This is a genomic window from Mesoterricola silvestris (assembly GCF_030295405.1).
GTDB classification, from domain to species: Bacteria; Acidobacteriota; Holophagae; order Holophagales; family Holophagaceae; genus Mesoterricola; species Mesoterricola silvestris.
The window spans coordinates 4,087,094-4,112,339 of sequence record NZ_AP027080.1 but is presented as its reverse complement, the minus strand read 5'-3'; the positions used below and the strand labels follow the sequence as shown (position 1 = coordinate 4,112,339).

At 67.0% G+C, this 25,246-nt stretch carries 16 protein-coding genes and 1 riboswitch; of the genes, 11 read left to right on the top strand and 5 right to left on the bottom strand.

All coding sequences use genetic code 11. The features are described 5' to 3' along the window. Positions 1 to 19: 19 nt before the first annotated feature. The 3 genes from R2J76_RS17600 to metK all read left to right on the top strand — a co-directional run bounded on the left by R2J76_RS17600 (position 20) and on the right by metK (position 3,652). Positions 20 to 1,735: a sodium:solute symporter gene (locus R2J76_RS17600; protein WP_316412956.1), complete on the top strand. Its 1,716-nt coding sequence runs from the start codon at positions 20 to 22 to the stop codon at positions 1,733 to 1,735. Positions 1,736 to 1,750: 15 nt separating this feature from the next. After that, positions 1,751 to 2,311, top strand: coding sequence for a DinB family protein (locus R2J76_RS17595; protein ID WP_316412955.1), 561 nt, complete (start codon positions 1,751 to 1,753; stop codon positions 2,309 to 2,311). Between the two features lie 56 nt (positions 2,312 to 2,367). Continuing rightward, positions 2,368 to 2,478, top strand: a riboswitch (SAM-I-IV-variant riboswitch). Position 2,479: 1 nt separating this feature from the next. Beyond that, entirely contained in the window at positions 2,480 to 3,652 is a 1,173-nt protein-coding gene (metK, locus tag R2J76_RS17590; protein ID WP_316412954.1) for a methionine adenosyltransferase, read from the top strand. A gap of 46 nt (positions 3,653 to 3,698) precedes the next feature. On the opposite strand, the gene R2J76_RS17585 is transcribed toward metK, so the two are convergent. Together R2J76_RS17585 and aroF are read right to left on the bottom strand one after the other, a co-directional pair. Next, positions 3,699 to 4,853 carry a pyridoxal phosphate-dependent aminotransferase gene (locus tag R2J76_RS17585; protein WP_316412953.1) on the bottom strand — a complete coding sequence of 385 codons (1,155 nt, stop codon included), beginning with the start codon at positions 4,851 to 4,853 and terminating at the stop codon, positions 3,699 to 3,701. Next, positions 4,847 to 6,868, bottom strand: a complete 2,022-nt coding sequence (gene aroF, locus R2J76_RS17580) for a 3-deoxy-7-phosphoheptulonate synthase (RefSeq protein ID WP_316412952.1) — start codon at positions 6,866 to 6,868, stop codon at positions 4,847 to 4,849. The genes R2J76_RS17585 and aroF overlap by 7 nt, the downstream gene beginning before the upstream one ends. A gap of 294 nt (positions 6,869 to 7,162) precedes the next feature. Here aroF and R2J76_RS17575 point away from each other — a divergent pair, with 294 nt between their 5' ends. Beyond that, positions 7,163 to 7,654 carry a DUF4442 domain-containing protein gene (locus tag R2J76_RS17575; RefSeq protein WP_316412951.1) on the top strand — a complete coding sequence of 164 codons (492 nt, stop codon included), beginning with the start codon at positions 7,163 to 7,165 and terminating at the stop codon, positions 7,652 to 7,654. A 34-nt stretch (positions 7,655 to 7,688) separates the two neighbouring features. Further along, positions 7,689 to 8,669, top strand: coding sequence for a hypothetical protein (locus R2J76_RS17570; RefSeq protein WP_316412950.1), 981 nt, complete (start codon positions 7,689 to 7,691; stop codon positions 8,667 to 8,669). Here R2J76_RS17570 and R2J76_RS17565 read toward each other — a convergent pair. Next, positions 8,666 to 9,856: an acyl-CoA dehydrogenase family protein gene (locus tag R2J76_RS17565; protein WP_316412949.1), complete on the bottom strand. Its 1,191-nt coding sequence runs from the start codon at positions 9,854 to 9,856 to the stop codon at positions 8,666 to 8,668. The genes R2J76_RS17570 and R2J76_RS17565 overlap by 4 nt on opposite strands. A 76-nt stretch (positions 9,857 to 9,932) precedes the next feature. Here R2J76_RS17565 and R2J76_RS17560 point away from each other — a divergent pair, with 76 nt between their 5' ends. After that, positions 9,933 to 11,042, top strand: a complete 1,110-nt coding sequence (locus R2J76_RS17560; protein WP_316412948.1) for a 6-phosphofructokinase — start codon at positions 9,933 to 9,935, stop codon at positions 11,040 to 11,042. 244 nt (positions 11,043 to 11,286) lie between these two features. Here R2J76_RS17560 and R2J76_RS17555 read toward each other — a convergent pair whose 3' ends face one another. Then, a complete protein-coding gene (locus tag R2J76_RS17555) occupies positions 11,287 to 14,205 on the bottom strand; it encodes a beta strand repeat-containing protein (protein WP_316412947.1) in 2,919 nt (972 codons plus the stop codon). Positions 14,206 to 14,664: 459 nt separating this feature from the next. Between R2J76_RS17555 and R2J76_RS17550 the strand changes: the two genes are divergently transcribed. Further along, a complete protein-coding gene (locus R2J76_RS17550) occupies positions 14,665 to 15,258 on the top strand; it encodes a hypothetical protein (RefSeq protein ID WP_316412946.1) in 594 nt (197 codons plus the stop codon). A 168-nt stretch (positions 15,259 to 15,426) separates the two neighbouring features. On the opposite strand, the gene R2J76_RS17545 is transcribed toward R2J76_RS17550, so the two are convergent. After that, positions 15,427 to 15,552 (bottom strand): hypothetical protein, encoded by a 126-nt coding sequence (locus R2J76_RS17545; RefSeq protein ID WP_316412945.1) that lies wholly within the window; start codon positions 15,550 to 15,552, stop codon positions 15,427 to 15,429. Positions 15,553 to 16,093: 541 nt separating this feature from the next. On the opposite strand from R2J76_RS17545, the gene R2J76_RS17540 reads away from it, so the two are divergent. From R2J76_RS17540 to R2J76_RS17525, 4 genes are all read left to right on the top strand, one after another. Next, complete coding sequence (locus tag R2J76_RS17540) at positions 16,094 to 17,356, top strand: hypothetical protein (protein ID WP_316412944.1); 1,263 nt, start codon at positions 16,094 to 16,096, stop codon at positions 17,354 to 17,356. Between the two features lie 415 nt (positions 17,357 to 17,771). Then, positions 17,772 to 18,959 carry an MdtA/MuxA family multidrug efflux RND transporter periplasmic adaptor subunit gene (locus R2J76_RS17535; protein WP_316412943.1) on the top strand — a complete coding sequence of 396 codons (1,188 nt, stop codon included), beginning with the start codon at positions 17,772 to 17,774 and terminating at the stop codon, positions 18,957 to 18,959. Then, the gene (locus tag R2J76_RS17530) at positions 18,956 to 22,057 is read left to right on the top strand and encodes an MdtB/MuxB family multidrug efflux RND transporter permease subunit (protein WP_316412942.1); all 3,102 of its coding nucleotides are present in this window, start codon (positions 18,956 to 18,958) and stop codon (positions 22,055 to 22,057) included. Before R2J76_RS17535 ends, R2J76_RS17530 begins: the two co-directional genes overlap by 4 nt. Further along, a complete protein-coding gene (locus R2J76_RS17525) occupies positions 22,054 to 25,164 on the top strand; it encodes a multidrug efflux RND transporter permease subunit (RefSeq protein WP_316412941.1) in 3,111 nt (1,036 codons plus the stop codon). The genes R2J76_RS17530 and R2J76_RS17525 overlap by 4 nt, the downstream gene beginning before the upstream one ends. The last annotated feature ends 82 nt before the right edge of the window (positions 25,165 to 25,246 follow it).

Sequence of the window (25,246 nt, the reverse complement as noted above, 5' to 3'; positions counted from 1 at the left end):
TGTTCGGGAAGGCCTTCTCGTGAGCGCCCTGGACTGGACCGTCCTGGCCGGGTGCCTGGCCTTCGTGGTGCTCTTCGGCCTGTGGAAGGGCCGGGGGCACAAGGATTCCACCGGCTACCTGCTGGCGGACCGGGACGCGCGGTGGTTCACCATCTGCCTATCCATCATGGCCACCCAGGCCAGCGCCATCACCTTCCTGTCCACCCCGGGCCAGGCCTACGTGGACGGCATGCGCTTCGTGCAGTTCTACCTGGGGCTGCCCCTGGCCATGGTGGTGCTCTCCATCACCGCGGTGCCCCTCTTCCACCGCCTGAAGGTGTTCACGGCCTACCAGTTCCTGGAGGAGCGCTTCGACGGCAGGACCCGCACCCTGGCGGCCATGCTCTTCCTGGTGCAGCGGGGCCTGGCGGTGGGCCTGACCATCTATGCCCCGGCCCTGGTGCTCTCGGTGCTGCTGGGCTGGAACATCCACGTGAACCTCGTGCTGGTGGGGTCCCTGGTGATGATCTACACCGTCACCGGGGGGACCCGCGCGGTGTCCTGGGCCCAGAGCTGGCAGATGCTCATCATCACCTGCGGGATGGTGGGCGCCGGGGTGATGGTCGTGCACCGGCTGCCGCCCGGGGTCTCCTTCGGCGACGCCCTGCACGTGGCCGGGAGCCTGGGCCGGCTCAACGCCATCGATTTCTCCTTCGACCTGAACAACCGCTACAACCTGTGGTCGGGCCTGGTGGGCGGGTTCTTCCTGGCGCTTTCGTATTTCGGCACCGACCAGTCCCAGGTGCAGCGCTACCTTTCGGGCAGCTCCGTGGCCCAGAGCCGCATGGGGCTCCTGGCCAACGGCCTGTTCAAGGTGCCCATGCAGTTCCTGATCCTCCTGGTGGGGGCCATGGTCTTCGTGGCCTACCAGTTCACGGCGCCCCCGGTGTTCTTCAACCCGGCGCCCGTGAAGCGGGTGCTGGCCGGGGAGGCGGCCCCCGAATTCCGCCGGGCCCAGGCGGCCTACGGGGAGGCCCTGGCGGAGCGGGCGGCCCGGGCGGAGGGCTTCATCCGGGCCCGCCACGGGGAGGGCTCCCTGCCCGAGGCCCGCCAGGCCCTGCTCGAGGCCGACGCCGCCGCGGCGCGCAGACGCCAGGACGCCGTGGGCGTGCTGCGCAGGGCGGACCCGTCCATGAACCCCAGCGACACCAACTACGTCTTCCTCTACTACGTGCTCCACAGCCTTCCCGCGGGCCTCGTGGGGCTGGTGCTGGCCGCGGTGTTCTCGGCCTCCATGTCCTCCATGTCCGCCGAGATCAACGCCCTGGGCGCCACCACGGTGGTGGACCTGTGGCGCCGCTACGCGGGGGGGGCCGACTCCCGGCGGGAGATGTGGGTGTCGCGCCTGGCCACCTTCGGCTGGGGGTGCTTCGCCATCGCCTTCGCGGAGTACGCGAGCCGCCTGGGCTCCCTGGTGGAGGCCGTGAACATCCTGGGTTCGCTCTTCTACGGGACCATCCTCGGGATCTTCCTGGTGGCCTTCTACCTCAAGGGCGTGAGGGGGGGCAGCGCCTTCTGGGCGGCGCTCGTGGCCGAGGCGGCGGTCCTGGCATGTTTCCTCTTCAGCGGCATCTCATTCCTTTGGTACAACGTCGTGGGCTGCGTGCTGGTGGTGGTCCTCTCGATGGTGTTCCAGAAGCTGGGCGGCGTCCTCAGGGGGACGGACCCGCTCCGCGCCACTCCGTCCCCGCACTAGCTTGAGGAGGAAGTCATGCTCAGGAACGCCACCATCCTCGCGGCCCTTCTCGCCGCCACCCAGGTTTTGGCCCAGAACAGCGAGCCCCCGAAGGTCGTGAAGGCGCTGGGAGCGACCCTGGACGGCTCCCTGGCCCTGGCCGAGAAGCAGTTCGTGCCGGCCCTGGAGGCCATGCCCGAAGGCGGGTTCGCCTTCGCGCCCACCGCGGGGGAATTCAAGGGGGTCCGCAACGTCGCGGCCCAGGCCAGGCACGTGGGCGCCATCAACTACTGGGTGGGCTCGGTCATCCTCGGCGAGAAGCCTCCGGCGGAGGTGGGAAAGGGGGACGGGCCCGAGGCCCTGAAGAGCAAGGCCGAGGTGATGGCCTACCTGAAGGCGTCGTACGCTTACGCCCACAAGGCCCTGAACTCCATCAACGACAAGAACGCGCTCGTGGCCATCAAGTCCCCCTTCGGTTCCGGGGACACGTCCCGGGTGACCCTGGCGAACATCCTGCTGGCCCACACCATGGACCACTACGGACAGGTGGTGGTGTACCTCCGCATGAACGGAATCGTGCCGCCCGCCAGCCGATAAGACATCGATGGACTCCCCGGGCAGGTTGACAAAACGCCGTGGCGGACCCAACAATAGCACTGCATGTAGAGTGCCCCGAAAGGGGTCGGCAACCGAGCAGGAAGCTGCGGTGCCCTGGATCCCAAGATCCCATGCGCAGGATTCCAACCTGAAACCCTGGAGAACATGATGTCGAGCAACTACCTATTCACCTCGGAGTCCGTGTCCGAAGGCCACCCGGACAAGGTCTCCGACCAGATTTCCGATGCGGTGCTGGACGCCTGCCTTGCCCAGGACCCCGCGTCCCGGGTGGCGGCGGAGACCCTCTGCAACACCGGCCTGGTGGTCATGGCCGGGGAGATCACCACCAGCGCCGTGGTGGACTACATCCAGATCGCCCGGGGCGTCCTCAAGGACATCGGATACGACAACACCGACTTCGGCATCGATCACCGGGGCTGCGCCGTGATGGTCTGCTACGACAAGCAGTCCCAGAACATCAGCCAGGGCGTCACCGAGGGGGAGGGCCTCCACAAGGAGCAGGGCGCCGGCGACCAGGGCCTCATGTTCGGCTATGCCTGCGACGAGACCGAGGCGTTCATGCCCGCGCCCATCCACTACGCCCACCGGATCATGGAGCGCCAGGCCCGGCTCCGCAAGGAGGGCATCTTCGGCTGGCTCCGCCCCGACGCCAAGTCGCAGGTGACGCTGCGCTACGTGGACGGACGGCCCGTGGGCGCCGAGAGCATCGTCGTGTCCACCCAGCACGCCGAGGACATCCCCTACGAGGTCCTGCGGGAGGCGGTGATCGAGGAGATCATCAAGCCCGTGATGCCCGCCGCCTGGCTCAAGGGCACCGAGTACCTGGTCAACCCCACGGGCAAGTTCGTGGTGGGCGGCCCCCAGGGCGATTGCGGCCTCACGGGGCGCAAGATCATCGTGGACACCTACGGCGGTTCCGCCCCCCACGGCGGCGGCGCCTTCTCCGGCAAGGACCCCTCCAAGGTGGACCGCTCCGCGGCCTACGCCGCGCGGTACGTGGCCAAGAACATCGTCGCCGCGGGCCTGGCCTCCCGGTGCCAGCTGCAGGTGGCCTACGCCATCGGCGTGGCCCGGCCCGTGAGCGTCATGGTCACCACCTTCGGCACCGGCACCGTCTCCGACGAGCAGCTGGAGCGGCTCGTGGCCGAGCATTTCGACCTGAGCCCCAAGGGCATCATCACCACCCTGGATCTCCTGCGCCCCATCTACCGGGAGACCGCCAGCTACGGCCACTTCGGCCGCGACGGCTTCCCCTGGGAGCGCACCGACAAGGCCGCGGCCCTGGCCGCGGCCGCCCGGAGGCAGGAAGTCCGCGTTTGATTTAACGGAACAGCAGAGGCCGGGCCCCCTGGGGCCCGGCCTTTTTCTAGGCCAGGAAGGTCCTCATGCGCTCCAGTGCCTTGTCCAGCGCATCCAGGGAGGCGGCGATGGAGATGCGCAGGTAGCCCGGGGCGCCGAAGGCGGAGCCGGGGAGCACCTTCACGCCGGCCTCGTCCCGCAGGCGCGCGGCGAGCTCCGGGTCCGAGGCGACGCCGTGGGCTTCCATCCATTCGCCCACGTGGGGGAAGAGGTAGATGGCCCCTTCGGGGCGGCCGCAGCGGATGCCCCGGATGCCGTTGAGGCCGGCCTGGAGCCGGTCCCGGCGCACCCGGAGGCCCTCGGCCATCTCCCGCTCGAAGGCGCCGTCCAGCTGGAGCGCGGCGATGCCGGCGTGCTGGCTGATCATGCTGGGGTGGGTGACGCTGGTGGAGCCCAGTCCGGTCATGGCGCGGATGAGGCCCGGAGGCCCCGCGGCGGCGCCCAGGCGGTACCCGGTCATGGCGAAGCGCTTGGAGAAGCTCTCCACCAGGAGGGTGCGGTCGGCCAGGTCGGGGCAGGTGCGCAGACAGGGCACCTCGGGGCCGTCCAGGGTGAGGGTGCCGTACACCTGGTCCAGCACCAGCCACAGGTCGCGCTCCAGGATCACGTCGGCCAGGTCCTGGAGCCGGGGGATGTCCCACACCCGGCCGGTGGGATTGGAGGGCTGGTTGAGGATGACGGCCCGGGTGCGGGGGCCCAGGGCCCGGTCCAGGGCGCCCTCGGCGGGGAGGAGATCGGGGCCCGGGGGCACGATGACGGGGGTGCCCCCGGCCCAGGCCACCTGGTCCTTGAAGGTGGGCCAGTAGGGCGCGAAGATCAGCACCTCGTCCCCGGGCTCCAGGATGCACCGCAGGGCGTCGAGGATGGCGGGCTTGCCGCCGGCGGTGACGAGGACGGATTCGGCCGACCGGGAAATCCCGTCCCGCCGGGTCAGGTCCGCGGCCAGGAGCTCGCGCAGGGCGGGCAGGCCCTGCGCCGGGCCGTAGCGGGTGCGGCCCTCCAGGGCGGCGCGGGCCGCGGCTTCGCGCACCTCCACCGGGGGCAGGCCTTCGGGCTCGCCCACCGTGAGGTCCACGGGGTCGGGGTGCAGGCAGGGGGCGGAGGCCCCGGCCATGGTGGGGGAGAGGCCGGCGCTGCCGGCGCGGGTATTGAGGGTCACCATTTCTTCCCCTGGGCGTCCACGATGGGCCGAAGGCCGGCATGCAGCGCGGCCATGTCCTCGCGGGTGAGGGCCTGGTCCTTGTCGCAGAGGGCCTCGGCGGGGTTGGGGTGGGCCTCCACGATCAGTCCGTCGGCGCCCGCGGACGCGGCGGCCAGGGCCAGGGGCACCACCAGGTGGCGCACCCCGGCGGCGTGGGAGGGATCCACGATGACGGGCAGGTGGGTGAGCCCCTTGAGGACGGGCACCGCGGCGATGTCCAGGGTGGCCCGGGTGGCGGTCTCGAAGGTGCGGATGCCCCGCTCGCAGAGCACCACCCGCTGGTTGCCGCCGTGGAGGATGTACTCGGCGGCCAGCAGCAGCTCCTTCACCGTGGCGCTCATGCCGCGCTTGAGGAGGATGGGCTTGTCCAGCTTGCCCAGCTCCTTGAGCAGGGCGAAGTTGTGCATGTTGCGGGCGCCCACCTGGAGCATGTCGGCCTTGGCGGAGACCGCGAAGATGTCCTCGATGGTGAGGATCTCCGTGACGATGGGCATCTCGCATTCGCGGCCCGCCTCCTCCAGGTAGCGCAGGCCCTCCAGCCCCAGGCCCTGGAAGGCGTAGGGCGAGGTGCGGGGCTTGAAGGCGCCGCCCCGGAGGATGGTGGCCCCCGCGGCGCGCACCATGCGGGCCCCCTCCAGGATCTGCTGGCGGCTCTCCACCGCGCAGGGGCCGGCCATGAGCACGAACTGGCCCTCGCCGACGGTGACGTTGCCGATCTTGAAGGCGGCGCGGGCGGGGCCGGCGGCGGGGGCGGGTTCGGGCCTCGCCTCGCAGGAGAGCACCGGCTCGGGCACGGCGGCCGGGGCCGCGGCATCGAGGTGGGCCTCCTGGCCCCGGGTGCGCCGGGGGTAGGTGCCCAGCACCCGCAGGTGGTTGCAGGAACCCCGCAGCTCCTTGAGGGCCCGGGCCAGGGCCGGGGCGTTCTGGTGGCCCTCCACGTCCACGAAGAAGAGGTACTCCCAGGGGGTGTCCGGCAGCGGCCGGCTCTCGATGCGGGTGAGGTTGGCCCCGGCCTGGGCGAAGATGCCCAGGGCCCTGGAGAGGGTGCCTTCGTGGTGGTTCAGGCGGAAGACGATGGAGGTCTTGCTGGGCACCCGGGGATCGGGGGGCTCCGGGGCGCGGGCCAGGAGCAGGAAGCGGGTCTCGTTGTGCTCCTGGTCGGCGATGCGGGTGGCCAGCACGTCCAGGCCCCGGGCCCGGGCGGCCTCCTCGGAGCAGATGGCCCCCACGTCCCGGGCGCTCTCCTCCAGGAGGGATTCGGCGGCGCCGGCGGTGTCGAACCAGGGCTGGCGGGTCACGTCGTCCATGGACCGCAGGAACCCCTCGCACTGGGTGAGGGCGGCGGGGTGGCTGCGCACCACGCGGATCTGCTCCAGGGTCACGCCGGGCTTGGCGGCCAGCACGTGGTCCACGTCCCACACCTCCTCGTCCACGATGTGCAGGAGGTTGTCGATGAGGAGCCGGTTCACGTCCGCGATGGCCCCGCCGATGCTGTTCTCGATGGGCAGGAACCCGTAGTCGATGGCCCCGCACTGGAGGGCCTCCACCACGTCCAGGAACATGGGGTGGCCGATGAGCTCCCCGCCCTGGGCGCTGCGGGTGGACAGGAGGTGGGCCGCGGCCGCCGAGCTGTACGAGCCCGCCACGCCCTGGTAGCCCACCTTCACCTTGCGGGCCCGGGAGGGGCTGCCTTCCACCACGGGCTCCTGGAGCCTGCGGGAATGGCTGAGGATCTCCTTGAGGATCCGCCGGGCGAAGGGCGCCGAAAGCCCCAGGTCCTCGGCGTCCTTGATCCAGGCCGAGAGCACGTCCCGCTCCCGGTCGTTGTCCATGACGGGCCTTTCGCCGTCGCCGGCCTTGGCCTCCGCCACCAGGCGCACCGCCTCGAAGCGGCGCGCCAGGAGGCGGATGAGTTCACGGTCGGTCTCGTCGATCTCCCTGCGGGCGGCGCCGAGGGTTTCCTGCGTGGGGTCCATGGGGTTCTCCTGGAGGGTCCGCCTTTCCCGGCAACGAAAAAACCCGTCCGCCAGGATCTGGGGGACGGGTTCGAAGGGGTGCGGGAGCTTCTAGCTGTTAGGGCTCCATGCCTCGACCAGTCCTCCGCCGCCGCCGTAATAATAACGGCGGGCGGCGGGGGTAAAGGTGAAGGTCGCGGAATGGGCGGTCATGGTCCTGCTCTATGGGGATGGATTGAATCATGAATCGGGGGGGGTGCCAAGGGATTTTCCCGGTCCCCATGGCCCGGGACCCTGGAAACCCTATGCTGGACCATGACGACCTTCGCGCTCCTTCGCCGCACCTTCGCCCTGCGGCTCCTGGGCTGGGCCCGGATCCCCCTCCTGGCCTCCGTGCGGCCCACCGTCGAGGAACTGGACGCCGATCGCTGCGTGGTGCGGGTCCCCCTCCGGCGCTGGACGCGCAACCACCTGGGCTCCATGTATTTCGGGGCCCTGGCCATCGGGGCGGATTGCGCGGGGGGCCTGCTGGCCGTGGAGCGCATCCGGGCCCGGAAGGCGGGCCTGACGCTCATCTTCAAGGCCTTCGAGGCCCGGTTCCTGAAGCGGCCGGAGGCGGACGTGCGCTTCATCTGCGAGGACGGCGCCCGCATCGGCGAGCTGGTGGAGCGGGCCCTGGCCTCCGGGGAACGGGAGACCGGGCCGGTGCGGGTGCGCGCCGACGTGCGGACCGGGACCAGCACCGAAACGGTGGCGGAGTTCACCCTGGAGCTCTCCCTGAAAAAGACGGGAAGGGCCGTGCTGTAGACCTATATTGGGGAGTCCCCCTGGAGGTGCCGCCATGCAAAAGGGCGCCTGGATCCTTCGCGAACCCTTGAACGTCCTGGATTCCGTGGACGAGCCGTACCTGGAGACGGCCCTGGCCACCCTGGGCGACCACGAGATCCTCCTCCAGTACGCCCCCGCCGCGCCGGAACTGCGGATCTTCCTGGACGGCCACCCCGTCTTCGAACTGGGCCAGGCCTCGCCGTCGGCGGCCTGGTTCAAGCTGTGCCGGGAGCTGGGCTACGATCCCGAGGTCCACTGGGACCTGGACCCGGCCCTGATCCTGTTCCGCCAGGTTGTCCCGCCCCTCGCCCGGAACTGGCGCGAGGAACCGCCGCCCTTCAACGATCTGGGCATCCCCGAAGGGGTGGTGTGCCTGGCTTCCGTCCAGGCGGCCTGGGAGGCGGGGGTGAAGGGCCTTTTCGGGCGCCGGGACGCCCCGGGCCGGCAGGTGGCCGCCTGTTTCGAGGGCCTGCCCCTGCGGGCCGCCGTCTTCCACGACAACCCCTCCCGCCGGGAGGATTTCGTGGGCACCGGCGTGGACGAGCCCCTCCTGGGCGTCTACCTGCACCTGGGCGCCTCCCGGAGCCGGCGGGTGATCCTTTCCAAGGCCACGGTGGTGGCCACCGGCGGCCTGAAGATGAGCCCCTGGGAGATGGGCGGCGAATGGACGGAGGATGGCCGGGACTACCGGGGCACCCTGCGCCCCGAGGCCTTCCTGTGGGCCGCCGGCCTGGGCCGCGAGGTTCCCGCCGGCTTCGCCGCCGCCTTCCAGGAGGCCCTGCGCTCCGTGCTGGCCGTGGTGGACCCCGTGGTGGAGGCCTACCGCCGCGCCTGGCCCACCGGCGTGGTGTGGCACCGGGACCCCTTCGCGCGCTACCTCAATCGCATGATCGTGGACGTGCGCATGGAGGACGGCCGGGCCCTCCTCATCCTGGACGACGGCACCGACATCGCCGTGGCCGGACTCAAGAGCGGTTCGGTCTGCGTACCCTAGCGGTACGCCGCGAGCCCCGTCACTTCCTCGCCGACGATGAGGGTGTGCATGTCGTGGGTGCCTTCGTAGGTGTAGACGCTTTCCAGATTGGCCATGTGGCGCATCACGGGGAACTCGTCCAGGATGCCGTTGGCGCCCAGGATGGTGCGGGCCCGGCGGCAGATCTCCAGGGCGGCGTTCACGTTGTTCATCTTCGCCATGGAGACCTGGGCGGGGGTGCACGTGCCTTGCTCCTTGAGGCGCCCCAACTGCAGGGCCAGGAGCTGGCCCTTGGTGAGATCCGTGACCATCCAGGCCAGCTTCTCCTGCTGGAGCTGGGTGGCGGCGATGGGCTTGTCGAACTGCACGCGGCTCAGGGCGTAGTCCAGGGCGCACTGGTAGCACGCGTCGGCGGCTCCCAGCGCCCCCCAGGCGATGCCGTAGCGGGCCTGGGTGAGGCAGGAGAGGGGGGCCTTGAGGCCCTTGGCCAGGGGCAGGAGGCTGGTTTCGCCGTCCACCTCCACGTCCTCCAGCACCAGCTCGGAGGTGACCGAGGCGCGGAGGCTCCACTTGCCGTGGGTCTCCGGGGCGGAAAAGCCCTTCGTGCCCTTCTCCACCAGGAAGCCGCGGATGCCCTCGTCGGTGCGGGCCCACACCAGGGCCACGTCGGCCACGGTGCCGTTGGTGATCCACATCTTGGTGCCGTTGAGGCGCCAGCGTCCCCCGGGGAGCCGCTCGGCCCGGGTGAGCATGCCCCCGGGGTTGGAGCCGAAATCCGGTTCCGTGAGGCCGAAGCACCCGATCTTCGCGCCGGAGGCCAGGAGGGGGAGCCAGTGGTCCTTCTGGGCCTCGCTGCCGTAGGCGTGGATGGGCCACATCACCAGGGAGCCCTGCACCGACGCGAAGGAGCGCAGGCCGGAATCGCCCCGTTCCAGCTCGTACATGAGGAGGCCGTAGGCGGTCTGGGAGAGCCCCGCGCATCCGTACTTCTCGGGCAGGGTGGGGCCGAAGAAGCCCAGCTCGCCCATCATGGGGACCAGGCGGGCCGGGAAGGTGCCCGCCTGGGCGTGGCCCTCGATGATGGGCAGGACCTCCCGGTTCACGAACTCCCGGGCCGTTTCGCGCACCATGCGCTCCTCGTCCGTCAGCAGGCCCTCCAGGCCCATGTAGTCGGTCATGTGGGTGAAATTCGCGTAGGCCCCGGACATGGTTTCCCTCCGTCAACGCCTGATAGTGCCACAATGGTGGGAACGCAAACCAACCCTTTCCTGCCGCGAGAATCCCATGACCAGTCCCATCCGCCGCGTGGCCATCTGCACCGGAGGCGGCGACGCCCCGGGCCTGAACGCCGTCATCCGTGCCGCCACCATCTCCGCCCAGCGCCGGGGCTGGGAGGTCTACGGCATCCGCGAGGGCTTCAACGGGATCTTCTTCCCCGAGCGCTACGCCGACGGCGGCGTCTTCCGCCTCACCCGGGACCGGGTGCGGGGCATCACCCACCTGGGCGGCACGCTCCTGGGCACCACCAACAAGGGCAACCCCTGCCACTTCCCCCTCAAGATGCCCGACGGTACCATCCGCGAGGTGGACCGCACCGACGAGATCCTGGAATTCTTCGCCAAGCGCGAACTGGACGCGCTCATCTCCGTGGGCGGCGACGGCTCCCTCACCATCGCCAACGCCCTGGCCGAGAAGGGCCTGCGCGTGGTGGGCGTCCCCAAGACCATCGACAACGACCTGGACAAGACCTTCACCACCTTCGGCTTCGATTCCGCCGTGGCCTTCGCCACGGAATGCCTGGACCGCCTGCACAGCACCGCCGAGAGCCACCAGCGGGTGATGGTCGTGGAGGTCATGGGCCGCTACGCGGGCTGGATCGCCCTCCACGCCGGCATCTCCGGCAGCGCCCACGCCATCCTCATCCCCGAGATCCCCTTCGACCTGGACAAGGTGGTGGAGGCCATCCGCACCCGGGACTTCCACAACCGGATGTACTCCCTCGTCATGGTGGCCGAAGGCGCCGCGCCCCGGGACGGCGCCCGCCTCATCACCGCCGCCGCCGAGACCGGCCACGCCGAGCGCCTGGGCGGCATGGGCGAGCTGGTGTCCAAGGCCCTCCAGGAGCGCACCGGAAAGGATTCCCGCTGCGTGGTCCTGGGCCACCTCCTTCGGGGCGGCAGCCCCACCTCCTTCGACCGCCTCGCCGCCCTCCGCTTCGGCGCGGCCGCCGTGCGCGCCCTGGACGAGGGCTTCAGCGGCGTCATGGTGGCCCTGGCCGTGAACGGCGTGAACTACGTCCCCCTGGCGGAAGTGGCCGGCCGCATGAAGGGCGTCCCCCTGGACGGGGACACCCTCCAGACCGCCCGGGACCTGGGGATCTGCATGGGGGATTAGGGTGTGGCGGCAACCCCAGGCCTAGTCGACCTGCCGTTCTTCATCCTGCTCTTTCCCCTGAATCCTGTTTATCCCCGTTTGAATTTCGTTGGGAGTTGTCGCCAACGTTGGGTCAAGGACGTCGAGTAAGAAGCACTCCGACCCACCTCTGCGGCAGCCCTGCGAAAACCGGGATGAACGTCGATTGATGGGATGAAAAGGGATTCGCTCAAATGGGAAGCGACCCTTCATTACGGTTCCAAGGCTAGTTCCCCGATTGGGTGACGCCCGTGGAATTCTCGATGCGCAGTCCCGCGATGCCGTTGCCGGTGAGGACGTTGTTGGTGACCGTGGGGTTCGTGCTCAGCTCCACCCGGATCCCGTACTTGGAGTTGCCGGTGCAGGTGTTGGCGTCCACCGTGGTGGCGGTGTCGTAGTAGCACTCGATGCCGCAGCCGTCGCCCGCGGTGCCCGTCCCGGTGACGGTGTTGCCCTGGACCAGGGTGGTGTCCATGCCCGTGTGGATGTAGATCCCGTAGGCGGAATTGGAGGTGACGGTGTTGCCCAGGACCCAGGAACGGCTCGAGGTCTCGCCGTCCATGCCCGAGAAGTTGCCGGAGGCCCTGTTGCCGATGACGAAGATATCGGACGTGGTGGAGCCGGTGGCCGCGTGGACGCCCCAGCCGAGGCCGGCCAGGCGGTTGTCGGAGAGCGTGTTGTTCGCCACCAGGACGCCGACGATGCTTTCCCCGGAATTGGCCTCCACGTCGATTCCGCAGCCGTTGAGCCAGCTGCCCCCCGCCGTCTCGATGGAGCCGGTGTTGCCGTGGAAGGTGCTGTTCATGATGGCCACGCCCCTGGCGTAGGTGACCGCCATGCCGTGGCGGCGGTTGAACTGGCTCGTGACCTGGCAGATCGTGATGTTGGAGCAGTTGGCGCCCACGTACACCCCGTCGTTGAAGGCGTTCTGGACCACCACCCCCTCCACCACCACGTTGGAGGACTTGGTGATGTGGATGCAGTCGCCGGACTCCGTGGCGGTGGGCGTGGGGATCGTGTTGTCGAGGTTGTTGCCGTTGAGGGTGCCGCCCGTGATGTTCACGTTGGTGCAGGAGGTGACGGTGATCACCTCGTAGGAGGGCGTGGAGGTGGACCGGGCCTGGATGACGGCCTTGGGGTCCAGGAGCAGCGTCATGTTGCTGCCCATGCGCAGGCCCCCGGTCTGGTTCGCGGTGGGGTCGATGAGGTAGGTGCCGGCGGGAAGGTACACGGCCTTGCCCGTCCCCGCCACCGCGTTGATGGCGGCCTGGATGGCCGAGGTGTCGTCCCGGACGCCGTCGCCGGCGGCGTTGTAGGGGGAGCTCCGCACGTTGGCGCCGATGGGGATGCTGGCGGCCTGCACCAGGGTGGCATTCACCGGGAGGGTGAGAGAGGCGCTCTGGGAAGGGTCCGCCGCGCTGGTGGCGGTGATGCGGTGGCTGCCGGTGGCGGAGGGGGCGGTGTAGACCGCGATGCCGCCCACCGGCGGCGCGAATACGGTGCCGGTGGCCGCGTTGCCCCCCGGGATCCCGTCCACCGCCCAGGTCACCGTCGGGTTGGAGGCGTTGGCGACGGCGGCGGTGAGGAGAAGGGAGCCCGAGGGCACGGTGCTGCCGTTGCCCACGGTGGCCAGGGATACCGAGGAGGCCGGGGCGGTGGAGACGGTGACGGTGGCCGACGCGCTCCGGGTGGCATCGGCGGCGCTGCTGACGGTGACGGCATGGGAACCCGCGGCCCCGGGCGCGGTGTACACCGCGCTGAGGCCGCTGCCGGAGATGGTTCCCGCGGCGGAACTGCCCCCCGGGACGCCGTCCACCGCCCAGGTCACGGCGGTGTTGGCCGTGCCCGAAACGCTGGCCGAAAAGGCCACGGTGCCTCCGGCGTAGACCGCCGTGGTACCCGATGGGCTCAGGGAGAGGGAGACGGAGGGGGCCGCCACGACGACGGTGGCCGACGCGGTCCGGGCGGGATCGGCGGCGGCGAAGGCGGTCACCCCATGGGAGCCCGCCGCCGCCGGGGCCGTGTAGGTGGCGGTGGAACCGGACCCCACCAGGGTCCCCACGGTGGCGTTGCCGTTGCTCACCCCGTCCACCAGCCACCCCACGGCCGTGTTGGTGGATCCGGTGACCGTGGCCGTGAAGGCCTGGGTGCCCGAAGCGGCCAGGTTGACCGTGCCCGCGGGGCTGAGGCTGATGGCCACCACCGGCGCGGCCGTCACGGTGATCGCCACCGACGCCCTGGCGGTGCCGTCGGCCGCGCTGATGGCGGCGAGGGTGTGGCTCCCCGAGGCGGCGGGGGCTGTGTAGACCGCGCTGGCGCCGGACACCGCCAGGGTCCCGGTGGCGGACGTGCCGGTGGAAAGCCCGTCGATGGTCCAGGCCACCGCGCCATTGCTGGATCCCGTCACGGTGGCCGTGAAAGCCTGGGTGCCGGAAGCGGCCAGGTTGACCGTGCCCGCGGGGCTGAGGCTGATGGCCACCACCGGCGCGGCCGTCACGGTGATCGCAACCGACGCCCTGGCGGTGCCGTCGGCCGCGCTGATGGCGGCGAGGGTGTGGCTCCCCGAGGCGGCGGGGGCTGTGTAGACCGCGCTGGCGCCGGACACCGCCAGGGTCCCGGTGGCGGACGTGCCGGTGGAAAGCCCGTCGATGGTCCAGGCCACCGCGCCATTGCTGGATCCGGTGACGGTGGCCGTGAAGGTCTGGGTGCCCAGGGCGGGGACGCTCACCGGACCGCCCGGGCTCAGGGCCACCTCCACCGGGACGGGAACCTCCGTCACGCTCACGGTGGAACTGCCGCTCCGCGTCGGATCCGCCACGCTGGTGGCCGTCACCGTGTGGCTGCGGGCGGTGGAGGGGGCCGTATAGGTCACGGTCGTGCCGGAGCCGCTCAGGGTGCCCGTGGTGGCGTCCCCGCCCGCCACCCCGTCCACGCTCCAGGTGAGGCCCTGGTTGGACGTTCCCGTGAGGGTGGCCTGGAGGCTTGCCGTTCCCCCGGCCACCACGCGGGTCTGGGCCGGCGAAACGCTCACCTGGATGGGCGCCGCGATCTGGGCCTTGGGCCCTCCCCCCGCGCACCCCAGGAGACACCCAAGGAACGACCCGACGGTCACGGCAAGGCCCAGGTTCGTCGTCCGGTTGGCCATGGGATGCTCCTCAAGCGCCGAGCGCGTCGTTCGTGAAGCAGGTATGGTTGGGGTCTGGCCTGGGAAGTGTATCCGTCCGGAATCCTCCGCGCAAACCGGTTGAATTGGCTGACCGCCATTGGGAAAAAACATCAACGCACTGACGATGTCAACTCCCCCGCCATTCCGGAACCCGAATCCTCGGGGGATTGGAGGCATTATTAAGTTGTATCATTACAAGGAATGTGTATTGCGGGCGGGATCAGGCGTCTGGCTCAGAGTGAAACGAGGTCGAGTTTGGCGGATTCTCGTGGTGGTTCCACCTAATCGAGGTTTGAATTCGGACTGAGGGGTTTGTTCTTCGAGAGTCGCTGCATCTCGCACCATCAAGGATATAGGCAAAAGGAAGGTGATCACGCCACCAAAGGTAGATTGTGGAAACCACCAGCGATATAATTCCGCATCCAATGCGGAGGGTATATGGATGCTAAGGCCTTCAAATCACTTTTACCCCTAGTAATGCTATGCGGAAGCCCGATGATGGGCCAAATACCGACCAAGTCGGCGAGCTCTCAACAGCAGTTTTTGGAAAATAATTTTCGGGATGCAATTTACAAACTAGAGGAATCGAAAACGGCAAATCAGCGCATTCTAGCGCTGAGTGAAGTTGCAAAATATGCGGCGATGAATGGAAATATGGAAGATGCCGGTAAATACTGCGAAGAATTTACCATGCTTGCCGCCAAACAATCGGACGGATCCATCCCATGGGATTCAATCCACGATATATATATAGCCCGTGGTCATGTGGCTCTTTCGAAAAAGAATATGAATGAGGCCAAGGAAATGCTGATGAGGGCTGGTAATGTTCAGGGTTCGCCAAGGCTGAGGACATTTGGCCCAAATATGGGCCTTGCAAAGGCTTTGCTAGAAGCAGGCGAGTGGGATGCGGTGCTTGAGTATATTGACCAGTGCCGCAAATTCTGGACAATGGGCTCTGTCCAACTTGAGAATTGGTCTAACAGTCTGAAGAGGAAGGAAATTCCTGATTTTCATGGAAATTTATTCTACTAATTTTGTTGTGTTCGGAATTTACGTATTTGAGGGCTTACCTTGGCGGCGACTTTCGTGGCCATTGGCGGCCATCTGCAGGATGGCCCTGGCTCAATGTGTCTCGGTTGCAGGAACCGAACTCACCGAGGGGTCATCACCCAATCCATGCACTTCCTGAAACAGCAGATTTCAGATGGAGTGTTCGGAATTCGGGTTCCAGGTTTTCCGCACGTAGGTGACCGCGGCCTTGCCCTCCTCCACGACGACCAGGACTTTGCCCGGGACGAAGTCTCGGCGGGTTTTGGGGTATGGCATTCATCGAAGCTGCGCAGCTTGTAGCTCAGCATTATGAAAATAGATATTGACTTTTTGGGGTGGGATTAGGAGAGTAGCCTTGATTTCAACCCCAAATTTTTTTTGGAGGCTCCAAATGCGGTTACGTATGTGTCTTTTTGCCATGGTTGTGTTGTGCGCAGGCACAGGCCTTTCTGCGCGGAGCATTTGCCCGACTGGAACAGGGCCTGAGCACCCGATCTTCACGGGCAGCGATGATGACCATGGCGGCGGGGGTGGTTCAGAAACGGCTGAGGCAAGGCTCGCGCGTTGTTTAGCGGCATTTCGGGCCTGCGAAGCCAATGTAATCGCCAATGGTGGGTCCAACGAGGATATGGCCAATTGCAACATACAGTTCACGGCTTGCAATAACGGGTATTGAGCGGATGCTTGAATCCCGCAATCTGGTGCCTTGACGTCTTCAGTCATGCACAAGGGTCGGCGGTTTCTGGGCTGCACAATATTCATTTTTTAGGTCCGTTCCAACGAGGTGTTTAATAATTAGTCAATAGGAGTTAACTTTATGATTCATAAGATCTTTACGAGCATGTTTTGTTTTTGCCTTGGTGTGAATTGTGCCTATGCGCAACCAGCCCAATCAGTGGCAATGCCGGTAATTTTGAAACTTCAGGATCAGTCAATTTTTACGGAAAGGGCATGGATTTTTCTACCGCTGGAAGGGGACCCTCTCGTCATCACGAACGATGAACCCGGAAGCCACGACGTCCGCCTTCCGAATGAGGGTTTGAAATTTGGTTACCGCTCATTCCGAAATGGCTTTTTTTGGGATATCAGAAGGTTGATTCGCAAGGAGAATAATAAGGAAATAAGTCAATCGTTTCTGTTCAGGCAATCCGTAAACACAAATTCGGTCCAGTGGGAGAGGGTGGGCCAAATCGATACGGCCTATGGCGTCACAAATTATATGGTGCCGCTTGACAAAGAAGACCTTTTTATTGGCATTAGCCCGTTTTATGGCTATGTCAAGGACGATCAGGCTTCTCTGGTCGCGATATTCAAACTTCGGAAAGAAAAACTTGAATTCCAAAATCTGATAAGTCTTCCGTTCGGAACATCAAAAAACATCGCCAGTGTTGGGACCGTTACCTATCCTTTGCCGCCTCTCCGTCCCGGGGAGTCCCCGAATCGTGAGCCGCTCAAGATTCAAAAATGCATAATTTCGCCTTCGGGTTTGCGGCCGGATCTTTGGTTGCCGGCGCTTCTGCCAAACCACCTCGCATTGGCTTCGTCCAAGGCGGGCGTCATTTGGCTTTTGAGTCTGAAGAACGGTGACTTCCATAAAATGATCGACCTTGGGCACCTGGATGTGGGCGATATGGAAAAGCTGGGCCACCTGGATCATTTCCTCCTGGCCGCGACCCCGGACCGGGAAAATCGCCTGGTTGTTGCGACGAGATCCGCGGATGTCCTCCTTTTTGCGAAATCCCTTTATACGCCGCCGGGCTCGCCGGAAGAGGTGGCGGTTGAAAATAAAAGGCGATTCAAGGAAATCATCAAGGAAATGACCGATATCCAGTGGTGGGCCCTGGATCCCGAAACCGGCAACAAGGAAAATCTGAAAGGACTTGGCCTATTCCCCGAACACATTCCCTTTGATCGGCAAGGCCAATTGCGCTTCCTGTTCAGCCCAACCGGCAAGGTCCATATGCATTCTCCGGGTTCCTGGATGGATCTCGTGAGCAATATGGGGTTGAAGATGCCGGAACACCCGCGCGAAACGGGCGAAGGGTCTGCCGCAGACCAGGCGGCGCCAGGAAAAAAATAGTTCGGAAATCCAATCGGCCCGTCCTTCCGGAACCATCTCTCTGGGCAGGGCGCGGCCTGGGGTTGCCATCCGGTTCCTGCATCGACGGCGGGGTTTCCGGACCCATGCTGAACCCAGGGACGGGGCGGTCGGTGGAACAGGGGCTCGGACTTCCGGCAAGGCGAGGGAAATCGACCGTTGGGACATGGGAAATCCCCCGGGTGGGACTAGAATGAGCCTGCGGCCTTCCGCCGGGTCGCTTTCCCGCGTAAACGCTTGGCGTGCAATCGGGTCCAACGTGAGTGGGCGCCCGCTGGTTTAGGAATGGACGCTCCGTTTGCCTTTTTTTGCTAGAATACCTCTGGTAACGATGTGTATCCCGAACTTCCGTCCGGTGGGCTGACCCGTCGGCATTTCCTACAGGCCTAGGCTCCCCATGGACGCAAACGAATCGGTTATCCACAACGCTGTCGAAGCCGCCGCTCCCCGCAGGGGCTGGAAGGTGTGGCTGGGCCTCGCCGTGGCGGTGGCCGTCCTGGCCACCGTGGCGGTGAAGGGGCTCTCGGGAGGCGCCAAGCCGGCGCCGCCCCAGCGGGCCGTTCCGGTGGCCACGGGGGTGGCGCGCATCGGGGACATGCCCGTGAATCTCTCGGGCCTGGGCACGGTGGTGCCCACGGACGCGGTGACGGTGAAGACCCGGGTGGATGGGCAGATCATGAAGATCCATTTCCGGGAAGGGCAGCTGGTGAATGCCGGCGATCTGCTCATCACCATCGATCCCCGGCCCTACCAGGTGCAGCTCCTGCAGGCCGAAGGCCAGATGGCCAAGGACCAGTCCGTGCTGCGCAACGCCCGCATGGACCTGGCCCGCATCCAGTCCCTGTTCGACCAGAAGATCGTCTCCCGGCAGCAGCTGGACACCCAGAGCGCCCTGGTGGACCAGTGCGAGGCCGCGGTGAAGGCCGACACCGGTTCGGTGGAGAACGCCAAGCTGAACCTCACCTACAGCCGCATCACGGCCCCGGTGTCGGGCAAGGTGGGCCTGCGCCTGGTGGATACGGGCAACACCGTCAAGGCCTCGGACACCACGGGGCTGGTGACCCTCACCCCGGTCTCCCCCATCAACGTGCTCTTCTCCGTCCCCGCCGACAACGTGCAGAACGTCCTGGACAGCAGCAGGGGCGGCAAGGTCCCCGTGGTGGAGGTCTTCGACCGGGACATGACGAAGAAGCTGGCCTCGGGGACCCTGCTGGCCGTGGACAACCAGGTGGACGCCACCACGGGCACGGTGCGCATCAAGGCCCAGTTCGCCAACAAGGACGGCGCCCTCTTCCCCAACCAGTTCGTCAATGCCCGCCTCCTGGTGGACACGCTGAAGGGGGCCCTCATGATCCCCGCGGCCGCCGTGCAGCGCAGCCCCAACGGCACCTTCGTCTACGTGATCAAGCCCGACGCCACCGTGGAACTGCGGATCGTCGAACCCCAGGCCACGGAGGGCGACGTCACCGCCCTGCGCAAGGGGCTCAACGCCGGTGAGAAGGTGGTGGTCAGCGGCCTGGACAAGCTGAGGCCCGGCAGCAAGGTCCTCGAGGAAGGGCAGGGCGCCCCCAAGGCCGCCAAATGAACCCATCCAGGCCGTTCATCCTCCGGCCCATCGCCACGTCCCTGCTCATGGCCGGGATCATGCTGGTGGGCATCCTGGGCTTCAAGCAGCTGCCGGTCTCGGCCCTGCCCCAGGTGGACTACCCCACCATCCAGGTGCAGACCTTCTACCCCGGGGCCAGCCCCGACGTGGTGGCCACCGCCATCACCGCACCCCTGGAGAGGCAGTTCGGCCAGCTCCCCGGGCTGAACCAGATGACCTCCAGCTCCTCCGAGGGCAGTTCCCTGGTCACCCTCCAGTTCGTGCTGGACCTGAACATCGACGTGGCCGAGCAGCAGGTCCAGGCCGCGGTGAACGCCGCGGGCACGTACCTGCCCAGCGACCTCCCCAATCCGCCCATCTACTCCAAGACGAACCCCGCCGACGCGCCCATCCTCACCCTGGCCCTGTCCTCGGACACCCTTTCCCTGCCCAAGGTGGAGGAGTTCGCCGACACCCGCCTCGCCCAGAAGATCTCCCAGCTGCCCGGGGTGGGGCTGGTGAGCATCAGCGGCGGCCAGAAGCCCGCCGTGCGCGTGCAGGTCAACCCCGCCGCCCTGGCTTCGTACGGCCTCTCCCTGGCCGATATCCGCACCGCCGTGGGCGCTGCCAACGTCAACCAGGCCAAGGGCGCCTTCGACGGCAAGATGCAGTCGTACGCCATCGGAGCCAACGACCAGCTGCTCTCCTCCGCCCAGTACAAGCCCCTGATCATCGCCTACAAGAACGGCAACCCCATCACCCTCCAGGACGTCGCCACGGTGGTGGACGGCACCGAGAACGCCAAGCTCGCGGCCTGGATGAACCGCACCCCGGCCGTGATCCTCAACATCCAGCGCCAGCCCGGGGCCAACATCATCGCGGTGGTGGACCGCATCAAGACCCTCCTCCCGCAGCTCCAGGCGTCCATCCCCGCCGCCGTGAAGATGCAGATCCTCACGGACCGCACCACCACCATCCGCGCCTCGGTGGAGGACGTGGAATTCGAGCTGATGCTCACCATCGCCCTGGTCATCCTGGTGATCTTCCTGTTCCTGAGGACCTTCGCGGCGACCATCATCCCCAGCTTCGCCGTGCCGCTGTCCCTGGTGGGCACCTTCGCGGTGATGTACGTGCTGGGCTACAGCCTGAACAACCTCACGCTCATGGCCCTGACCATCTCCACCGGCTTCGTGGTGGACGACGCCATCGTCATGATCGAGAACATCATGCGGTACATCGAGGAGGGGGTCCCGCCCATGGAGGCGGCCCTGCGCGGCTCGGAGCAGATCGGCTTCACCATCGTGAGCCTGACGGTCTCGCTCATCGCGGTGCTGATCCCGCTGCTCTTCATGGGCGACATCGTGGGCCGGCTCTTCCGGGAATTCGCCGTGACCCTGGCCGTGACCATCATCGTCTCGGCGGTGGTGTCCCTGACGCTCACGCCCATGATGTGCGCCCGGCTCCTGCGCAACCAGCACGAGCACGAGAAGGGCCGGTTCTACCAGTCCTCGGAGCGCGTCTTCAAGGCGGTCATCGCCTTCTACGGGCGCACCCTCACCTGGGTCCTCAAGCACCAGACCGCCACGCTGTGGGTGGCCGTGGGCACCCTGGGCGTCACGGTGCTGCTGTACGTGGGGATCCCCAAGGGCTTCTTCCCGGTGCAGGACACCGGCGTGATCCTGGGCATCTCGGAAGCGCCCCAGACGGTCTCCTTCAACGCCATGGCCCGCAAGCAGCAGGAACTGGCCGAGGTGATCCTCCAGGATCCGGCGGTGGAGAGCCTCTCCTCCTTCATCGGGGTGGACGGCACCAATTCCACCCTCAATTCAGGGCGCATCCAGATCAACCTCAAGCCCCTGGAGGAGCGCCACCTCAGCGCCAGCGACATCATCCGGCGCATCAAGCCCGAACTGGAGCGCATCGACGGCATCAAGCTCTACATGCAGCCCGTGCAGGACCTCACCGTGGAGGACCGGGTGAGCCGCACCCAGTACCAGTACTCCATGGAGGACCCCGATTCCAAGGTCCTGGGCACCTGGGTGCCGAAGTTCGTGGAGGAGATCTCCAAGATCCCCATCCTCCGGGACGTGGCCAGCGATCTCCAGGACAACGGCCTGCAGACGCGCCTGATCATCGACCGGGCATCGGCCGCGCGGCTGGGGATCACCCCCCGGATGCTGGACGACGCCCTGTACGACGCCTTCGGCCAGCGGCAGATCTCGACCATCTTCACCGAACTGAACCAGACCCGGGTCGTGCTGGAGACCAAGGAGGGGTTCCGGGAAGGGCCCCACGCCCTGGACAACCTCTTCCTCAAGTCCAGCACCGGCGGGGCCGTGCCCATCACGGCCATCACGCGGATCGAGAACACCTTCGCCCCCCTGGCCATCAACCACCAGGGCCAGTTCCCCGCGGCCACCGTGTCGTTCAACCTGGCCCGGGGCGCCTCCATCGGCGACGCCGTGCGCGAGATCGAGAAGGTGCGGGAGCGCATGGACATGCCCGGCAGCCTCCAGTCGGAGTTCAAGGGCACGGCCCAGGCCTTCCGGGCCTCCCTGGTGAACACGCCCTTCCTGATCCTGGCCGCCCTGGTGACCATGTACATCCTCCTGGGCGTGCTGTACGAAAGCTACATCCACCCCGTGACCATCCTCTCCACCCTGCCGTCCGCGGGCGTGGGCGCCCTGCTCTCGCTGATGATCTGCCGCACGGACTTCAGCGTCATCGCCCTCATCGGCATCATCCTGCTCATCGGCATCGTGAAGAAGAACGCCATCCTGATGATCGACTTCGCCATCGACGCCGAGCGCAAGGAGGGCCTGCCCCCGGAGGAGGCCATCTACCAGGCCTGCCTCCTGCGGTTCCGGCCCATCATGATGACCACCATGGCCGCCCTCCTGGGCGCGGTCCCCCTGGCCATGGGCACGGGCGTGGGCGCCGAGCTGCGCCGGCCCCTGGGCATCTCCATCATCGGCGGCCTCATCTTCAGCCAGGTGCTGACCCTCTACACCACGCCGGTCATCTACCTGGCCTTCGACCGCATCGCGCGGCGGCTCCGGGGCCTGCGCAGGGCGCCCGTCCCGGCCGAGGCCCCATGAGCATCTCCGCCCCGTTCATCCGGCGGCCCATCGCCACCTCCCTCCTGACCATCGCCATCGCCCTGGCCGGGAGCCTGGCGTTCAAGTTCCTGCCGGTGTCCCCGCTGCCCCAGGTGGAATTCCCCACCATCCAGGTGTCGGCGGGCCTGCCCGGGGCCAGCCCCGAGACCATGGCCTCCTCCGTGGCCACGCCCCTGGAGAGGCAGTTCGGGCGCATCGCGGGCATCACGGAGATGACCTCCAACAGTTCCCTGGGGTCCACCAACATCACCCTGCAGTTCGACCTGAACCGCAACATCGACGCCGCGGCCCGGGACGTGCAGTCCGCCATCAACGCGGCCCGGGGCCAGCTGCCCGCCAACCTCCCCAACAATCCCCGCTACCGCAAGGTCAACCCCGCCGACGCGCCGGTGATGCTCTTCGCGCTCACCTCGGACATCGTGCCGCGGCAGAACATGTACGACATCGCCTCCAAGGTGCTCCAGCAGCGCCTCTCCCAGGTGCCGGGGGTGGGCCAGGTCTTCGTGTGGGGCGGGGCCCTGCCCGCGGTGCGGGTGGAAGTGGATCCCGACGCCCTCCACGCCCGGGGCCTGGGCCTGGAGGACGTGCGCCTGGTGCTCCTGCAGGCCAACGTCAACCAGCCCAAGGGCTCCCTGGTGGATGGGGACAAGACCTTCATCATCAACACCTCCGACCAGCTGCTCAAGGCGAAGGACTACGGCGAGCTGGTCATCGCCTTCAAGGGCGGCACCGCCCTGCGGGTCAAGGACGTGGCCCGGGTGACGGACTCCGTGGAGGACCTGCGCAACGACGGCCTCACCAACGGCAGGCCCTCGGTGAGCATGGCCGTCTTCCGCCAGCCCGGGGCCAACATCATCGACACCGTGGACGCGGTGCGTGCCCTGGAGCCCCAGCTCAAGGCCTCCCTGCCGCCCTCGGTGAACTTCGACGAGGTGCTGGACGCCACCCAGACCATCCGGGCCTCTGTGAAGGACGTGGAGCGCACGCTCATGATCTCCGTGGGACTGGTGATCCTGGTGGTCTTCATCTTCCTGAGGGACTGGCGGTCCACCCTCATCCCCAGCGTGGCGGTGCCGGTGTCCCTGGTGGGCACCTTCGGGGTGATGTACCTGCTGGGATACAGCGTGGACAACCTCTCCCTCATGGCGCTGACCGTGGCCACGGGCTTCGTGGTGGACGACGCCATCGTGGTGGTGGAGAACATCACCCGGCACCTGGAGGGGGGCCTCGCCCCCTACGAGGCGGCCATGGAGGGGGCCCGGGAGATCGGGTTCACGGTGCTCTCCATCAGCATCTCCCTCTGCGCGGTGTTCATCCCCATCCTCCTCATGGGCGGCATCGTGGGCCGGCTCTTCCGGGAATTCGCCGTCACCCTCTCCGTGGCCATCCTCATGTCCATGGCCGTGAGCCTGACGACGACCCCCATGATGTGCGCGCGGCTCCTGCGGCCCTCCTCCGAGGCCCACCACGGCAGGCTCTTCAATGCCTCCGAACGGTGGTTCAAGGCCGTCCTGGGCGCCTACGAGCGGAGCCTGGGCTGGGTCCTGCGCCACAAGCGCGTGACCATGGGCGCCGCCCTGGCCACCGCGGCCTCCACGGTGCTGCTCTACATCTTCGTGCCCAAGGGCTTCTTCCCCCAGCAGGACACGGGCCGGATCATGGGCGCCATCCAGGCCGACCAGTCCATCTCCTTCCAGGCCATGAAGGGCCGGCTGCGGGAGTTCGTCACCATCGTCAAGGCCGACCCGGCGGTGAGCGCGGTGTCGGGCTCCGTGGGCGGGGGCGGCACCACCAACACCGGGCGGGTCTTCGTGGCCCTGAAGCCCATGGACCAGCGCGACGTGACCGCCGACCAGATCATCAACCGCCTGCGGGGCAAGCTTTCCAAGGTCGCCGGCGCCAATCTCTACCTCCAGCCCGTCCAGGACATCCGCATCGGCGGGCGGGGCGGGAACGCCCAGTTCCAGTACACCCTCCAGGGGGACGAATCCCGGGAGCTGTTCCAGTGGGCCCCCCGGGTCTTCGAGAAGATGCGGGGCATCAAGGAACTGGCCGACGTGAACACCGACCAGCAGAACCAGGGCCTCCAGGCCAGCGTGGTGGTGGACCGCCCCACCGCGGCGCGCCTGGGCGTGACCTCCCAGATGATCGACAACACCCTCTACGACGCCTTCGGGCAGCGGCCGGTGTCGACCATGTACACGGACCTCATCCAGTACCACGTGGTGCTGGAGGTGGCCCCCGACTACTGGCAGAACCCCGATTCCCTGGACAAGATCTACGTGCACGCCAGCACCGGCGCCATGGTGCCCCTGTCGGCCTTCGCGAAGTTCCAGCGGGAGACGACGCTCCTGGCGGTGGCCCACCAGGGCCAGCTGCCGTCGGTGACCATCACCTTCAACCTGGCCCCCGGGGTCGCCATCGGCGACGCGGTGAAGGCCATCGAGAAGGCCCAGGAGCAGATCCGGCTTCCGGCCACCATCCGGGGCAACTTCATGGGCACCGCCCAGGCCTTCAAGGCCTCCCTGGCCAACGAGCCCATCCTGGTGCTGGCGGCGTTCCTGGCGGTATATCTCTTGCTGGGCATCCTGTACGAAAGCCTGATCCACCCCCTGACGATCCTCTCCACCCTGCCCTCGGCGGGGGTGGGGGCCCTGGTGGCCCTGCTCCTCTGCGGCACGGAACTGAGCTTCATCGCCTTCATCGGCATCATCCTGCTCATCGGCATCGTGAAGAAGAACGCCATCCTGATGATCGACTTCGCCATCGAGGCCGAGCGCCGGGAGGGCCTCACCACCGAGGAGGCCATCTTCCAGGCCTGCCTCCTGCGGTTCCGCCCCATCACCATGACCACCATGGCCGCCCTGCTGGGGGGCCTGCCCCTGGCCCTGGGCCGGGGCGCGGGCGCGGAGCTGAGACGGCCCCTGGGCATCGCCATCGTGGGCGGGCTCATCGTCAGCCAGGTGCTGACGATCTACACCACGCCGGTCATCTACATCTACATGGCCCGGTTCAGCCGCTGGTTCGTGGAGGTCAGGGGGCGGGCCCTGGGACGCCTGCGGGGGACCCCGGCCCTGGAAAGTTGAAAATGCCATGGGAACGGGGCATGATGGGGATCATTCCCGGGATCTCCTGATGTGCCTTATGCAGACGGTGGCGGACCTCGAT

What these genes read in the sequence shown, in the direction of transcription:
- R2J76_RS17570 (WP_316412950.1), top strand. Translation starts at nt 7,689, where the DNA reads ATGCAAAAGGGCGCCTGGATCCTTCGCGAACCCTTGAACGTCCTGGAT.
- R2J76_RS17550 (WP_316412946.1), top strand. Translation starts at nt 14,665, where the DNA reads ATGGATGCTAAGGCCTTCAAATCACTTTTACCCCTAGTAATGCTATGC.
- R2J76_RS17530 (WP_316412942.1), top strand. Translation starts at nt 18,956, where the DNA reads ATGAACCCATCCAGGCCGTTCATCCTCCGGCCCATCGCCACGTCCCTG.
- R2J76_RS17595 (WP_316412955.1), top strand. Translation starts at nt 1,751, where the DNA reads ATGCTCAGGAACGCCACCATCCTCGCGGCCCTTCTCGCCGCCACCCAG.
- R2J76_RS17555 (WP_316412947.1), bottom strand. Translation starts at nt 14,205, where the DNA reads ATGGCCAACCGGACGACGAACCTGGGCCTTGCCGTGACCGTCGGGTCG.
- R2J76_RS17535 (WP_316412943.1), top strand. Translation starts at nt 17,772, where the DNA reads ATGGACGCAAACGAATCGGTTATCCACAACGCTGTCGAAGCCGCCGCT.
- R2J76_RS17545 (WP_316412945.1), bottom strand. Translation starts at nt 15,552, where the DNA reads ATGCCATACCCCAAAACCCGCCGAGACTTCGTCCCGGGCAAAGTCCTG.
- R2J76_RS17585 (WP_316412953.1), bottom strand. Translation starts at nt 4,853, where the DNA reads ATGGTGACCCTCAATACCCGCGCCGGCAGCGCCGGCCTCTCCCCCACC.
- R2J76_RS17540 (WP_316412944.1), top strand. Translation starts at nt 16,094, where the DNA reads ATGATTCATAAGATCTTTACGAGCATGTTTTGTTTTTGCCTTGGTGTG.
- aroF (WP_316412952.1), bottom strand. Translation starts at nt 6,868, where the DNA reads ATGGACCCCACGCAGGAAACCCTCGGCGCCGCCCGCAGGGAGATCGAC.
- R2J76_RS17565 (WP_316412949.1), bottom strand. Translation starts at nt 9,856, where the DNA reads ATGTCCGGGGCCTACGCGAATTTCACCCACATGACCGACTACATGGGC.
- metK (WP_316412954.1), top strand. Translation starts at nt 2,480, where the DNA reads ATGTCGAGCAACTACCTATTCACCTCGGAGTCCGTGTCCGAAGGCCAC.
- R2J76_RS17525 (WP_316412941.1), top strand. Translation starts at nt 22,054, where the DNA reads ATGAGCATCTCCGCCCCGTTCATCCGGCGGCCCATCGCCACCTCCCTC.
- R2J76_RS17575 (WP_316412951.1), top strand. Translation starts at nt 7,163, where the DNA reads ATGACGACCTTCGCGCTCCTTCGCCGCACCTTCGCCCTGCGGCTCCTG.
- R2J76_RS17560 (WP_316412948.1), top strand. Translation starts at nt 9,933, where the DNA reads ATGACCAGTCCCATCCGCCGCGTGGCCATCTGCACCGGAGGCGGCGAC.